This window comes from Empedobacter sp. UBA5528, assembly GCF_002426075.1.
Lineage (GTDB): Bacteria > Bacteroidota > Bacteroidia > Flavobacteriales > Weeksellaceae > Empedobacter > Empedobacter falsenii_B.
Genome location: NZ_DINY01000024.1, coordinates 24,580 through 39,350, shown reverse-complemented (window position 1 = coordinate 39,350; position 14,771 = coordinate 24,580). Strand labels below are relative to the sequence as shown.

Below are 14,771 nucleotides of genomic sequence, written 5' to 3'. Positions count from 1 at the left end.
TAAATATTTGATAATGAAAAAGTTTAATCTATTATTATCTGCAGTAGTATTATTCCTAGCGGGTAATTCTTTTGTAGATGCTCAGAATTCTAAGAATCCTTGGGCAATTACAGTTGGTGCTCACGCAGTTGATCACAACTCAGTGACTGGACCATTCAACCAGTATTTCAAAACAGATAATTGGGATATCGTTCCTCCTTTATCTAAATTATCTATTATTCGTAACTTAAACAGATCTTTTGATGTTGATTTAACTGCTTCTGTAGGTGAAGTTGATAACAACAGATTAGCTATTAAAGATGAGTTATTCATTAACGCTGGTTTAGGTTTACGTTATAAGTTAGCTAATGGTTATATCTTAAAAGAAGATTCTTGGTTTGATCCATATATCCGTGTAGGTGCTGGTTACCACAGATACGATTACACAGGATTACAATTTCCATTGACAGCTTACTACGGTAACGAAAATGGAGGTACATACCAAATTACTGAAGCAGAAGATTTAGAGAAAAATCACTTTGTAGCTTCTTTAGGAGGTGGTATTAACTTTTGGTTTACTAAGAACTTCGGTTTAAATGTTGCTTCTGATTACAACTGGTTACCAGCTTACGGAGGAAACAATTATTTCGATTTCTTCCAACACACAGTAGGTGTTACTTTTCGTTTCGGAAAACAAGATAGAGATAATGATGGTATTCCTGATGACGAAGATGCATGTCCAGATACTCCAGGTATCGCTACAGGAGATCCTGCTACAAACGGATGTCCAGATACAGATGGAGACGGAATCTTTGATAAAGATGATGCTTGTCCAAACGAACCAGGTTTAGCTGAATTCCAAGGTTGTCCAGATACAGATGGTGACGGAGTTCCAGATAAAGATGATGCTTGTCCAGAAGTTGCTGGTCCAGTAGAAAATAACGGATGTCCTTGGCCAGATACAGATGGTGATGGAATCTTAGATAAAGATGATGCTTGTCCAAACGAACCAGGTTTAGCTGAATTCCAAGGTTGTCCTGATACAGACGGAGATGGTATTCCTGATAAAGATGATGCTTGTCCAACAGAAAAAGGACCAAAAGAAAATAACGGATGTCCATGGACAGAAGTTCACGTAGCAAAACGTTTATCTAACATCTTATTCGAGTACAACTCTGATAAAATTGTTCCTTCTTCTTACGAAGACGTACGTGTAGCAGCTCAAATTTTAAATTCTGATGATTTAAAAGCGAAAAACTTCTACATTGACGGACATGCTGATCAAAGAGGTAAAGATGCTTACAACAAAACATTATCTTTAAAACGTGCTCAAGCGTTAGTTAATATTTTAGCTGAAAGAGGTGGAGTTGATAAAGCTCGTTTAACTCCTCGTGGATTAGGAAAATCTCAATTATTATGTACTGAAAACACTGAAGAGTGTTACCAAAAAAACAGACGTGTTGAGGTATTACCAAAAACAGCGGTAGTTACAGAAACTAAAGTTGTAAAACCAGCTACAAAAAAGAAAAAATAATTCTTGAATAGCTTACAATAGAAATAGCCACCTCATTGAGGTGGCTATTTTATTTTTATGAAATTAGGATTAAAATTATTTCTTTCTAAAAACCAATATAATGATGCAACCAGCTGTAAAAATAGATAACAAATAGCCAATCCAAGAAAGTAACGGCATATCCAAAACTATGGGACGAACAGTCGTATTCGCAAGCATACTTGCTCCAATTCCAAAAGCTAAAGTAAGAATAGCTAAAACAAGTTTATTGATACTATCTTTTATTAATTTCTGAATATTATCTATTTGGTCAATCTTGAAGTTTAAAGCCAATTTATCATTGTTTACTTTTTCAATTAATTTTAAGGTGTCTTCTGGTAAATCGTTGATTAAATCTTGAATATCTTTGAAATTATCAATTGCTTTTTTACTCAAATATTTTGGATGAAATTTTTGTCGAGCCAATTTTACCGCATACGGACGCATTGAACGTTGTACATTAAGATCAGCATGTAATTGTTGTCCAATTCCTTCTATAAGTGCAATTCCGCGTAGTAAAATGTAAACATATTCGGGTAATAAAACATGATTTCGTTGCAGAATATGATTGAATTTTTTGATGATGATTTGAACTTCTATCGTATCAACAGTATTGTATTCTAAATAATCGAAAATATCTGCAATATCACGTTCTAATTGTTTTTCGTTTTCGATATAATGTTTAATTGCCATTTTTTTGAGTGAACGAACAATTCGTTTCGGATTTTTTAATCCAAAATCAATCACTACATTTTCTAAAGCTTCTTTTTCGTTGATGGCTAAAATTCCCATCGAACCAAAATCTATAAAAGCTAAACGTCCATCTTTTAAAATAAAAATATTTCCGGGATGTGGATCAGCATGAAAAAATCCATCATCAAGTAATTGTTTCAAATAAATATCAAAACCTTTCTGTACGATTTTTTTCGGGTCAACTCCTAAAGCTTCTAACTGTTCAACATCATTTACCTTGAAACCTTCTATGAATTCCATGCAAAGAAAATTGTTGTTCGAATAATCTTCGTACGTTTTTGGCACATAAACATCTTTACTATTCTCGAAGTTTTTCCTGAATCGTTCAATATTTTGAAATTCATTAGTTAATGAAAGTTCTTTCAGAATTGAATTTTCAAATGATTTTTCGATTTCAGAAATGAATAATTTTTGAAGTTTCTCATATTTTTTTTCCAAAAAATGAACAATATCTCGAATCAGGGCTAAATCAGATTCAATTATTTTCTGAATATTAGATCGTTTTACTTTGAAAACAACTTTTTCACCATTTAATAAAGTTGCGCGATAAACTTGCGAAATACTTGCTGCAGCAAAAGGTTGTTCTTCTATAAAAAGAAAATGTTCGTCAGGTTCTATTCCAAATTCGTCTCTAATTTTTTGTTTGATGTCAATTTCTTCTGGCGGAACATTATCTTGTAATTTTTTTAGTTCTTCAACCAAAGATTCGGGAACCAAATCTTTTCGATTACTCAATAATTGTCCAAATTTTATATAGGTCGGACCAAGTTCTTCCAAAGCCATTCGGAAACGTTGATTGAATGATTGGTTGAAAAATTCGTTGTTTTGGTCAGAATGAAATAAATCGTTTCCGCGAGAAAGAATTTCTTCAAAACCATATTTAGAAACGACTTTTACGATTTTAGAAAATCGTTTTATTTTCTTTAGACTATCCATAAAGTTGAGATTCGATTACAAGTTACGAATAAACAAGTGTGTAATTTCTTTATAAAATCTTAAATTTCTTTGAGTTGAATCTAAAATTATTCCAAATATTAAAATATAATTGTTTATCTTTGCACTCGCTAAAATGGTTTAGGAATCAAGCGATTAATTATTAAGTTAAACATCTCTCGGTCATTTATTTGCATTTGAAGATTCCGAAATAAAATAGATTGAGATACAAATTTTTAGAATTATGTCTAAAGAAACAAAACAAGAGGAGGTACAAGAAGTTGTATTAAACACTCCAGTATTAGATGCGTCTGCTAATGCAAACGTAGCGCCAGAATCATTTGATTGGGAATCTTTCGAATCAGGATTAAACGAAGAAGATCGTAAAGAAAAAGCTGAATTAGAGCAAATGTACGATACAACTTTAGAAGACTTACATGAGAATGAAGTATTCAAAGGACAAGTTGTACGTATTACAGATAAAGAAGCTATCGTAGATATCAACTTCAAATCAGAAGGTGTTATTTCATTAAACGAATTCCGTTACAACTCAGACTTGAAAGTTGGGGATATTGTTGAAGTAATGGTTGATCAACGTGAAGATAAAAATGGTCAATTAATTTTATCTCACAAAAAAGCTCGTACATTAAATGCATGGGATGCTGTTAATAAAGCACACGATTCTCAAGAAATCGTTAACGGTTACATCAAAGCTCGTACTAAAGGTGGTATGATCGTTGACGTATTCGGAATTGAAGCTTTCTTACCAGGTTCTCAAATCGATGTTAAACCAATCCGTGATTACGAACAATTCGTAGGAAAAACTATGGAGTTCAAAGTTGTTAAAATCAACCCAGAATTCAAAAACGTAGTAGTTTCTCACAAAGCGTTAATCGAGGCTGATATCGAAGTTCAGAAAAAAGAAATCGTTGCTCAATTAGAGAAAGGACAAGTATTAGAAGGTGAAGTTAAAAACATCACATCTTACGGTGTATTCGTAGACTTAGGAGGTGTTGACGGTTTAATCCACATTACTGACTTATCTTGGTCTCGTATCAATCACCCATCTGAAATCTTAGAAGATGGACAAAAAATCAACGTTGTAATCTTAGATTTCGACGAAGATAAATCTCGTATCCAATTAGGTATTAAGCAATTAGAAGCTCATCCATGGGATGCTTTAGATGCTGATATCAAAGTTGGTGATAAAGTTAAAGGAAAAGTAGTTGTTTTAGCTGACTACGGTGCATTCGTTGAGGTTGCTCCAGGTGTAGAAGGTTTAATCCACGTTTCTGAAATGTCATGGTCTACTCACTTACGTTCTGCTCAAGATTTCGTAAAAGTAGGTGATGAGGTTGAAGCAGTAGTTTTAACTTTAGATAGAGAAGAAAGAAAAATGTCTTTAGGTATCAAACAATTAACTCCAGATCCTTGGACAGATATTACAACTAAATACCCAGTAGGTTCTACTCACAAAGGTAAAGTTCGTAACTTCACTAACTTCGGTGTATTCGTAGAATTAGAAGAAGGTGTTGACGGATTAATCTACATCTCTGACTTATCTTGGACTAAGAAAATCAAACACCCATCAGAATTCTGTGCAGTTGATGATATCTTAGACGTAGTAGTTTTAGAATTAGACGTAGAAGCTCGTCGTTTATCTTTAGGTCACAAACAATTAACTGAAAATCCATGGGATCAGTACGAAGCTAAATATGCAGTAGGTACAGTTCACACAGGAGTTGCAGTTGATGTATTTGACAAAGGTGCTACAGTTCAATTTGAAGATGCTGACGTTGAAGCTTTCGCTCCAGCTCGTACATTAGAGAAAGAAGACGGATCTCGTATCAAAAAAGGTGAAGAAACATCTTTCAAAGTTATCGAGTTTAACAAAGAATTCCGTCGTGTAGTAGTTTCTCACACAGCAACTTTCCGTGAGGAAGAAGTTAAAGCTGAGAGATCATCTAACAACAATAACAACAACAACAATTCATCTAACACGATCGAAACTTCTACATTAGGAGATATTGATTCATTAGCTGCATTGAAAAAGAAAATGGAAGAAGGAGGAAACTAATTCTCTAACCGAAATTTTTAAATAACATAAGCTGTCCAGTAATGGGCAGCTTTTTTTATGAATAATGATTAAATATATTTAGTATAAAAATGAATTTAATTTATGGTTTAAAATCATATCAAGAATAACGTACAATTTTTGATGTATTTTTTGAATATTATTCAAAATAGTCTTAATTTTGCAGTCGAAATGGAAAAGATAGAATTTAATTTAGATGCTACTGATTTGAAAATCATGCGATTAATGCAAGATAATGCACGTATTAACAATGCAGATATCGCAAGAGAATTGAGAATGGCACCTTCTGGAATATTAGAACGTGTGAAAAAGCTTGAAAATAAACAAGTTATTTTGGCTTATCACGCAAAAATAAATCCAGTGGCAGTTGGACAAAAATTACTTTCGTATATGTTTATCAAAACCGTAGATATTATCGGTGATGAAACAGTAGGAAGACAACTTGCCGAAATTCCAGAAGTTTTAGAGGTTCATGATATTGCTGGAGAAGATGGTTATCTAATCAAAGTGAGAACTTCTGATAACGAAGGTTTGGTGGAATTGATGCGCAAACATTTGAGTAAAATTGGCGGAATCACTTCTACGCGTACAACTATAGTTTTACAAACAATAAAAGAAGAACAAAATATCGTTATACCAACGATTTAAAAAATAGAGATTGAATGAAAGGGAATCAACCAAGTAAGTGGCTGATTATTGCAGCATATTTCGTGGTTTATGTAGTTTGGGGATCAACTTATTTTTTTATAGATAAGGCTTTGCATGGTTTTAGTCCGTTTATTTTGGGTTCGTTTCGCTTTATTGCGGCGAGCACAATGTTGATGGGATATTGTAAGTTGAAAGGTTACAAGCTGTGGGATAAACAAATTGTGAAACAATGTATGTTTACAGGTTTTATGTTGTTGTTTATTGATATGGCTGGGATTATTTGGTCCGAACAATTTTTACCAAGTGGAATTGTTGCAATTATGGCAGCATCGGCAGCAATTTGGTTTATTGTCTTAGATAAACCGAAATGGAAACAAAATTTTTCAAGTATTCCTACGATTTTAGGTGTTTTGTTAGGTTTTGTTGGAGTTCTGATGTTATTCTATGAACAAACAACCACTGTGCACGCAGATGCAGATCAGCAGTTCTTAAATATGATTGGGTTGATTGTTCTGATCTTTTGTTCGATTGCTTGGACGTTAGGTTCTTTGTATTCAAAATATGTAACAGAAAAGCAGAAAAAAGAAGTTACAAAGCCAAAAGAAGATTTGAACATCATGGTCAAAACGGCTTGGCAAATGATTACTGCTGGTGTTTTGTTTAATACAGTTGCAATCTTCAATGGAGAATATGCTAATTTCAATTTTGCGAATGTTGCGATAGAAGATTGGTTGGCAATGGCTTATTTAACAACTTTTGGCTCTATTCTTGCTTTTGGTTCTTACGTTTGGTTGTTGCAATATCGACCAGCTGTGGAAGTTTCTACTTATGCGTATGTAAACCCTATTGTAGCCGTTGCATTGAGTTATTTTTTTACAGATGATGTCGTAACTCATTTGCAAATTTACGGTTTGGCAGTAATTTTGTTCAGTGTTTTATTAATGAACTGGAATCTTTATAAAAACACGAAATTAGTTCAAAAAATTCTGCATTTTGTTTCTCGTAAACATTATGCGCATTAAATATTATGATGATTATTAATAAGAAAGCTTCTCGATTTCGAGAAGCTTTTTTTGTATTATTGAGTTTTAAAATTAATAATTAATTCATTGTTGTCTAATTTTAATGGGTAGCCATCTTCTGATTTGAAACCATTTGAAATTACAAATTCATATTCTTTAGTTGGAGTTAATTCCATAGTTATTACGAATGTAGTGTTATCATTAGAGAAATTGATTTTTGTAAACTTAGGACTATACTCTTTTCCTTTTTTTGAGAATCTTATTGAATATTCTTTTGGATTCATTGGTTTAGAAAATATAATTTTAAATTCTTTGATAGATGAATCTATATTTGTTGAACCATTTTCGAAAGGCTCAATTTTTATGATATAAGGTTGTTTTTTTTCGTATTCTTTTATTAATTGATCTTTATCAAAACCTTCTTCGTAAAAACCAGATTTTCTTAGAAAATTTTCAACTTCTTTTTCATCTTGATAATTCAGTTCAATAATATCTTTTATCGCTTGTTTTTTATTTTTAGCTTGATTGTAATATGATTTACATATTTCATATCCAATAAAATATCCCAGATCAGCAGCTTCACCCTTTTGTCCTCCATTGTATAACCAATTTGAAAAATCATCTATAAACATCTCTTCTTTAAATTGTTTTTTCAAATCATCGAAGTGCTGTTTTCCATAAAAAATATATTGTTTTTCAATTGGTTCTCCTAAAACAAGCTCTGTAATAAAATCGCACGAACCTTCTTTTAGGGTATGGTGTAATAATGAGTTGTTTTCATTTGGTTTTTGTTGTGTGTGTACATATTCATGAATATTTAGTGAAATAATATTATCAAGTGATTGCTTCGCAAAAACATTTTTTAGCCAATCATTTTCAAATTCTGAAACATCTGTTTTTGGAATTCCTGTAGCGATTTCAGAACCAACTAAAACCATATTTTCATATAAAGTTCCACCTGAACGCAAGCCACCAATTGTAAAATACATTTCTCCTTCTTTTAGCTCAGGATATAGTTTTTTTAGTTTTTTTACAGCTTTAGTTAATTCTTTTGTTTTATTTTTTATGGTAAGTGTATTAGGTCTAATAGAATTCCAAAACTTAGGATAATTATCAATAAGTTTAATATAAAGAGTATCATTATAATCTCTTACTTTCATAAAGGATTTTAAACCTTTTGTCCCTTTATCAATGTATAAAGTATTAATGAATTTTATTTTTTGTGAATAATTATTTGTAGTTTGAATACTATCAAAAGCTATCCAGAAATTATCTATATCAGAAGTGTAAATTTTATTAGCTATTGAATTTTGTCCAAATGAAATACTCGTAAGAATAAAAAATATTAAAGCTAAAGTTTTATTTTGCATATTGTGTTTTTATATGAGATGTCAATTTAATCAAAAAGTTACAAAATGATTCAAAAAAAAAAGCAGCTCTTCTCAGAACTGCTTTTGTATATTGTGATGAATTATTTCTTACAATTTAGTACATTTTACAATTTCCAAACCGTATTGCGTCGTATGTGGTTCTTCTAAAGTGCGTGTAATCAAATTCATTTTTTGGATGCCTAAATCTTTGATGATTTGAGAGCCAATTCCGTGATCTTTTTCATCGGCTGGTAAAACACCTGATTTAGATTTTCCTTCAGAAAAACTTTTGAAAATCTCTAATTTTTGTTCAATCAACTCAGAACTTTGAATGTTATTAATAAAAATTACAACACCTTTTTCTTCTTCATTGATGATGTTCATTGTTTTTTCTAACAATGGTGTTTCGCCGTTTTGTAAAGCGCTAAACAAATCATAGTAGCTATTTGTCGATTTTACACGAACTGGAACTACATCATCTTTTGTCCATTTTCCTTTTTTCAAAGCGAAGTGAACTTGATTATTTGTTGTTTGTTGATAAGCGATTAATTCATATTCTCCGAATCTTGTTTTTGCAGGAAATTGCTCGATACGTTTTACCAAGGATTCATTTTCTAATCGGTAAGCAATCAAATCTTCAATCGAAACAATTTTAAGATCAAATTTCTTTGCAATCTCTAACAATTCTGGCAAGCGAGCCATTTCTCCATCTTCTTTCAAGATTTCGACAATACATCCAGCAGGATAATATCCTGCCATGCGTGCCAAATCAACAGCAGCTTCTGTATGTCCCATTCGAACCAAAACTCCACCATCTTTTGCAATTAATGGGAAAATATGTCCTGGTTTTCCTAAATCATCTGGATTTGTATTTTCGTCAATTAAAGCTTGAATAGTTTTAGAACGATCAGAAGCCGAAATTCCTGTCGTACATCCTTGACCTTGTAGATCCACAGAAACCGTAAAATTAGTTTCGTAAATTGCAGTATTGTGCCCAACCATAAGGTCCAAACCTAATGCTTTACATCTTTGTTGTGTAAGTGGTGTACAAACTAATCCGCGTCCGTGCGTAACCATAAAGTTAATAACTTCTGGCGTTGCAAATTCGGCGATACATAGGAAATCTCCTTCATTTTCACGATCTTCATCGTCAACTACAATGATAACTTTTCCTTGTTTTAAATCTTCTAAAGCTTCTTCAATTGTGTTTAATTGAGATGATCTATTTTCCATTGTTTTATGTTATTGATAACGAGAATGCTCCTCGTTTTTGTTTGTTTTCTTAAACTTATTAAAGTATTTTACAATTGGATCAACGTAAATACTGATATCAAATAATCCAGAATCTTGATTGGCTTTGTAACTAAACAAAATAGAGAACGGAAGCGCAATAATATTAGCTGCCCAAGCGGCAAAAGTTGGATCTAATTTTCCGTTTTTCGCCATATTTTCTGCCGAGAAATTAAGAATGAAATAAATAACGAAAATGATAATTGAGATGACAACTGGCATTCCAATTCCTCCTTTTTTTACGATTGCACCTAATGATGATCCAATCAAAAAGAAAATAATACATGTTACTGCATACGAGAAATTTCGTTGGTAATGAATATTTACTTTTGAATATAACTTTTCTCTGTTTACAATTTCTTGTTCAGAAAACGTCATATTTTCTTGATCACGATTTACCATTTGTATAGCTTGATTAAGCACTTGATCTTGTTCTTGACGATTTCGCTCTTTCAAGTCAAAAATCATATTTGTTTTTACCGTATCAATATCTTTTATTTTGATTGAATAGAAATAGTTTTGATTAAACATATTCGTTTTCAAATCTTTGTAATACTTCTTATAATCTGTGTTTAATGAATCGATAAGATGTCTTAAACCTTTTCCGTCCAAATATTTATAAGAGTTTCCTGGGTCTTCGTCTTTACCAGAATTTAAAATATCCGAAATGTCAATATAATAGTTTAATGTATCAAATTTAGTATATTGATTTTCTTGACGTTTGCGTTGATCAAAGTTTTTATTTTTGATATTATCGGTATAAGCAATTCCATCAAAAAGTTCCATTTTTAGATAATGATTATCGTTTTTGTCTGGCGCAAGATTTCCTCTTTTAGAAATAATTGTCATCGTATTTTCACCAAACGGTGCATTTTGATGAACAAAAACATCTTCTAATTTTTCTGAATTTTCACCCGAAACTTTATTTATTTTCATTTGAAATCCTGGAACGGTTTCGATAAAAACGCCTTCTTTCATACTTACCGTTGGTTTGGTTTGTAAGATATTGAAGTACATTGTTCGCGCTTTTTGTTGGGAATAAGGCATTACTTTGTCCCCGAAAAAATACAATCCGACAGACATTAAAGCAACTAACGTAAACAATGGTGCAAGGATTCTGGTAAGTGAAATTCCAGACGCTTTCATTGCAGCTAATTCGTATCGTTCTCCAAAACCTCCCATGGTCATGATAGACCCCAAAAGGATTGTAAGCGGTAATACAAGCTGAATAACGTTAATTCCTAACCAAAAAAGTAATTCGGTAATAGTGTACCATTCTAAACCTTTTCCAACAAATTTTTCCATTTGTTGCCATGCAAATTGCACGATAAAGATGAAAAATAGAACACTAAATATGAAAAAAAATGGACCTAAAAAGGTCTTGATTATATACCAGTCAAGTTTTTTTAACATTGATTATAATTGAGTAATCATATAGCCTTGCGACTTATATTTCTTTTGGTCAAAGTTAAAGTAACTTTTGTGAATAAGTAAATTTTGAACGTAATCTTTTACAATGATTGATGTTGTATCACCATTTTTACCATATTCCTTGTAATCGTAGATTTCATTATTCGCTGTATTGACTCCTAAAACCGAATATTTGATTGTTGAAGTTTTAGTTGGAGTTAATTTTATATACTGAATTGTTTTTCCTCCAACCGTTTTTTTATCTGTTAAAGCGTAGGTGAAATTAGTACGATACGTGTTCAAAACTTTAGTTGGTGTTAAGAAATCATCTGTGTTAGATGCATCAGAAATAGTTACTTCTTTGTCATCTTTTGCAATTGTATATAATTTTGTTCCTGTAAAAATTTGGTTGATATCGCCTACATTCAAGTTAAATTTTTGCTTCATTGCAAAAACTTCTCCCGAACGACTTGTTGATTTTCCATTTGCATTATGGCTAAAATCAAATTTGATGTAATACGAGTTTGCGTTGGTATATTTAGCGTAAACTTTGTCTAAGATTTGTTTTGCTGATTGAGCGTTTAATGTTCCAACCCCTACTAATAAGAGTATGAAAGAATAGATTATCTTTTTCATACAATTTAATTTTCTATCTGTTTTTAATAAATTTTAGTTCAAATTATTCAACAACTGTTCCAAACTCATGTCATCTTGTATCAATACCTGTCTTGCTTTACTTCCTTCGAAAGGACCAACAATTCCAGCAGCTTCCAATTGATCAATTAATCGTCCGGCGCGATTATATCCTAATTTTAATTTTCGTTGTAATAAAGACGCGGAACCTTGTTGATTCATTACAATTAATCGTGCAGCATCTTCAAAAAGTACATCACGATCAGATAAATCAATATCTAAATTAGATCCACCTTCTTCACCAACATATTCTGGTAAATGCATTGCATCTGGATAACCACGTTGTTCACCAATAAATTCGGTGATTTTATCGACTTCTGGTGTATCAACAAACGCACATTGTAAGCGAATTAATTCGTTTCCAGTGGTGTACAACATATCACCTTTACCAATTAATTGATCGGCTCCTTGCGAATCTAAAATCGTTCTCGAATCGATTTTTGACGTTACACGGAAAGCGACACGTCCTGGGAAATTGGCTTTAATTGTTCCTGTAATCACATTTACAGACGGACGTTGAGTTGCAACAATCAAGTGAATACCAACAGCACGAGCCAACTGAGCTAAACGAGCAATCGGTAATTCAACTTCTTTACCAGCTGTCATAATCAAATCTGCAAACTCATCCACGATTAATACAATATATGGTAAGAATCTGTGACCAGCTTCTGGATTTAATTTACGTTGTTTGAACTTCGCGTTATATTCTTTGATATTTCGAACGAAAGCATTTTTCAATAATTCGTAACGATCATCCATTTCAATACAAAGTGAATTTAACGTGTTAATTACTTTTGTATTATCTGTGATAATTGCTTCTTCCGAATCTGGTAATTTTGCTAAATAATGACGCTCGATTTTAGAATATAAAGTAAGCTCAACTTTCTTTGGATCGACCATCACAAATTTTAATTCAGATGGATGTTTTTTATAGATTAACGAAGCGATAATTGCATTCAAACCAACCGATTTACCTTGTCCCGTTGCACCAGCCATCAACAAATGAGGCATTTTTGCTAAATCGGCAACAAAGGTTTCGTTCGTAATTGTTTTCCCGAAAGCAATTGGCAATTCCATATCAGCATTTTGGAACTTTTGCGAAGCAATTACCGAATGCATGGAAACCATCGAAGGATTAGAATTTGGAACCTCAATACCAATTGTTCCTTTTCCAGGAATCGGCGCAATAATACGAATACCAAGCGCAGCCAAACTTAAGGCAATATCGTCCTCAAGATTTTTGATTTTAGAAATACGAACACCAGCTTTTGGTACAATTTCGTACAATGTAACTGTAGGACCGATTGTTGCAGAAATTTCATCGATTCCGATTCCATAGTTTCCTAAGGTTTCGACAATTCTATTTTTGTTCGTTTCTAATTCTTTTTGATCAATTAAGGTATTTCCGTTGTCATATTTTTTTAACAATGAAATAGGAGGAAATTGATAATTTGGTAAATCTAAACGTTGATTGTATTCACCTTGCTCTTGTACCAATCGAGCAGAAGTCGCTTCAAATTCTTCTTCTTCATCAACGTGTTGAACTTTTAATTCTAATCCATTTTCAGAAGAGTTTTGAGTTGGTTGAATTTCTGTTTCTAAATTTTCTTCATCATTAATTGATAAAAAATCTACTTGATTATTTTCTTCCTCATCATCTGCCAAATCTTCAACCACTAATTCTGTAATATTAAGTGGAGTTTCTTCGATTGTTTCTTCCTCTTTTGGTTGATTAATTTTAAATTCTTGATGAAATGCTTCGTTTGGATTTACTTTATGAGATTGAATTGCTTCTTTCTCTTGTTGTTCTATCAATTCTAATTCTTGCGATAAACTATCTTCTTGTTGCTTTTCAGCATCTTGATTGAATTTATTTATCTTTTCTTGTTCTTCTTTTTCCTTACGTTTTCTTAATTCAAGCTGTTCTCTCTTGATTTTTTCTTGCTCTTTTTCTATGCGCTCAATTTCTTTTTGTTTCGCACGTTCTTCCATTTTTTCTTGGATAGATTGATACGTCATTCGGAAATGAATGACACAATAAATCAATAAACTAACGAAAAGCAATAAAATTACACCCCATTTACCAATAAAGCTATTTAGGAAATCATTAATTTCAAATCCCATTACGCCAGAAAACATGTGTTGAGTTGGTAAAATACAACCAAAAAATATTGGCAACCAAATCATGAAGAAAATGCTTTGATAAAGCGTTGTGAAAGGCTTAATTTTTTTCCAATTTGTAGCAACTTTAACTCCTAAGAGAATAAAGAAGACTGGGACAAAAAATGAAACAATTCCGATTCCTTGCAAAATGAATGTTTCACCTAATAATGCGCCAAACTTCCCGAAAATATTTTCGGCGGTTTGACTTTTATCTAATAAATCAGAGATTTGGCTCTGATCCATAAAACCATTAAAAAAATAAGAAATAAACGAAGCTAATAGTAATAAACCGATTACTAAAAACAGTATACCTATAATTGTTTTGACGATTTGTTTTTTAGGAGTTTTTGGTGTTTCCTGTGTGTTTTTTATAGCCATTTTAAGGTTGAGTATAATTGAAGCAAAAATAATAAATCTAAAAGTACGAATCTAACGAAAAGTATTTAATTTTATATAAAATGATAAAGACTAAGATGATTTAATTTTTTTTTATGATGAATACAGAAAGCCCTTTTTTTATTTTATCCTTATTATTTGGTCTAATATTTATAATTATGGGAATTGTACAATTAATTTTTCCTGCAAAAAATATTAATCCATTATATGGTTATAGGTCAAACTTATCAATGAAAAATATTGAGAATTGGAATTTTGCACAAAAATATTCCAGAAAAATTATGTTTTATTTTGGAGTAATTTTTTTATTAATTGCCTTATCAGGACTTTTATTTGAAATAAATTACATCTTTGCTTCAATTATTTCACTAGGTTGTATGACTACCTTTTGTTTTTTAACATTCGTTTTGACAGAAAAAAAATTAAAAAAAATGAATAGATTTAATTCTTAAAATTATAACCATTAT

Annotated in this window: 11 protein-coding genes; 5 read left to right on the top strand and 6 right to left on the bottom strand. The window is 31.8% G+C overall.

Features of this window, described 5'->3' with window-relative positions:
- Window positions 1-13: 13 nt before the first annotated feature.
- Window positions 14-1,513 carry an OmpA family protein gene (locus tag B4L98_RS04850; RefSeq protein ID WP_286495536.1) on the top strand — a complete coding sequence of 500 codons (1,500 nt, stop codon included), beginning with the start codon at window positions 14-16 and terminating at the stop codon, window positions 1,511-1,513.
- Window positions 1,514-1,588: 75 nt separating this feature from the next.
- Here the strand turns inward: B4L98_RS04850 and B4L98_RS04845 are convergent, their stop codons facing one another.
- Window positions 1,589-3,220 carry an ABC1 kinase family protein gene (locus B4L98_RS04845; protein ID WP_221854521.1) on the bottom strand — a complete coding sequence of 544 codons (1,632 nt, stop codon included), beginning with the start codon at window positions 3,218-3,220 and terminating at the stop codon, window positions 1,589-1,591.
- A gap of 241 nt (window positions 3,221-3,461) precedes the next feature.
- Between B4L98_RS04845 and rpsA the strand changes: the two genes are divergently transcribed.
- From rpsA to B4L98_RS04830, 3 genes are all read left to right on the top strand, one after another.
- Window positions 3,462-5,294, top strand: a complete 1,833-nt coding sequence (gene rpsA / locus B4L98_RS04840; protein ID WP_291060254.1) for a 30S ribosomal protein S1 — start codon at window positions 3,462-3,464, stop codon at window positions 5,292-5,294.
- 189 nt (window positions 5,295-5,483) lie between these two features.
- Window positions 5,484-5,960 (top strand): Lrp/AsnC family transcriptional regulator, encoded by a 477-nt coding sequence (locus B4L98_RS04835; RefSeq protein ID WP_291060256.1) that lies wholly within the window; start codon window positions 5,484-5,486, stop codon window positions 5,958-5,960.
- A gap of 14 nt (window positions 5,961-5,974) precedes the next feature.
- Window positions 5,975-6,982 carry an EamA family transporter gene (locus B4L98_RS04830; RefSeq protein WP_221854523.1) on the top strand — a complete coding sequence of 336 codons (1,008 nt, stop codon included), beginning with the start codon at window positions 5,975-5,977 and terminating at the stop codon, window positions 6,980-6,982.
- 56 nt (window positions 6,983-7,038) lie between these two features.
- Here the strand turns inward: B4L98_RS04830 and B4L98_RS04825 are convergent, their stop codons facing one another.
- The 5 genes from B4L98_RS04825 to B4L98_RS04805 form a co-directional block, all read right to left on the bottom strand.
- Window positions 7,039-8,352: an Ig-like domain-containing protein gene (locus B4L98_RS04825; protein WP_219034404.1), complete on the bottom strand. Its 1,314-nt coding sequence runs from the start codon at window positions 8,350-8,352 to the stop codon at window positions 7,039-7,041.
- Between the two features lie 108 nt (window positions 8,353-8,460).
- On the bottom strand, window positions 8,461-9,585 hold the full coding sequence (gene ribB, locus B4L98_RS04820; protein ID WP_291077658.1) for a 3,4-dihydroxy-2-butanone-4-phosphate synthase: 1,125 nt from the start codon (window positions 9,583-9,585) through the stop codon (window positions 8,461-8,463).
- 9 nt (window positions 9,586-9,594) lie between these two features.
- Window positions 9,595-11,055 carry an LptF/LptG family permease gene (locus B4L98_RS04815; RefSeq protein WP_291047232.1) on the bottom strand — a complete coding sequence of 487 codons (1,461 nt, stop codon included), beginning with the start codon at window positions 11,053-11,055 and terminating at the stop codon, window positions 9,595-9,597.
- 3 nt (window positions 11,056-11,058) lie between these two features.
- Entirely contained in the window at window positions 11,059-11,688 is a 630-nt protein-coding gene (locus B4L98_RS04810) for a LolA family protein (RefSeq protein ID WP_221854525.1), read from the bottom strand.
- Window positions 11,689-11,721: 33 nt separating this feature from the next.
- Entirely contained in the window at window positions 11,722-14,286 is a 2,565-nt protein-coding gene (locus tag B4L98_RS04805; RefSeq protein ID WP_291047234.1) for an FtsK/SpoIIIE family DNA translocase, read from the bottom strand.
- Between the two features lie 113 nt (window positions 14,287-14,399).
- Here B4L98_RS04805 and B4L98_RS04800 point away from each other — a divergent pair, with 113 nt between their 5' ends.
- Complete coding sequence (locus B4L98_RS04800; protein WP_286495544.1) at window positions 14,400-14,756, top strand: SdpI family protein; 357 nt, start codon at window positions 14,400-14,402, stop codon at window positions 14,754-14,756.
- Window positions 14,757-14,771: the final 15 nt, after the last annotated feature.

Bases quoted from the DNA above. Each gene is read 5' to 3' on its own strand.
- B4L98_RS04800 (WP_286495544.1), top strand. From the start codon at position 14,400: ATGATGAATACAGAAAGCCCTTTTTTTATTTTATCCTTATTATTTGGT.
- B4L98_RS04850 (WP_286495536.1), top strand. From the start codon at position 14: ATGAAAAAGTTTAATCTATTATTATCTGCAGTAGTATTATTCCTAGCG.
- rpsA (WP_291060254.1), top strand. From the start codon at position 3,462: ATGTCTAAAGAAACAAAACAAGAGGAGGTACAAGAAGTTGTATTAAAC.
- B4L98_RS04830 (WP_221854523.1), top strand. From the start codon at position 5,975: ATGAAAGGGAATCAACCAAGTAAGTGGCTGATTATTGCAGCATATTTC.
- B4L98_RS04825 (WP_219034404.1), bottom strand. From the start codon at position 8,352: ATGCAAAATAAAACTTTAGCTTTAATATTTTTTATTCTTACGAGTATT.
- B4L98_RS04810 (WP_221854525.1), bottom strand. From the start codon at position 11,688: ATGAAAAAGATAATCTATTCTTTCATACTCTTATTAGTAGGGGTTGGA.
- B4L98_RS04805 (WP_291047234.1), bottom strand. From the start codon at position 14,286: ATGGCTATAAAAAACACACAGGAAACACCAAAAACTCCTAAAAAACAA.
- ribB (WP_291077658.1), bottom strand. From the start codon at position 9,585: ATGGAAAATAGATCATCTCAATTAAACACAATTGAAGAAGCTTTAGAA.
- B4L98_RS04835 (WP_291060256.1), top strand. From the start codon at position 5,484: ATGGAAAAGATAGAATTTAATTTAGATGCTACTGATTTGAAAATCATG.
- B4L98_RS04845 (WP_221854521.1), bottom strand. From the start codon at position 3,220: ATGGATAGTCTAAAGAAAATAAAACGATTTTCTAAAATCGTAAAAGTC.
- B4L98_RS04815 (WP_291047232.1), bottom strand. From the start codon at position 11,055: ATGTTAAAAAAACTTGACTGGTATATAATCAAGACCTTTTTAGGTCCA.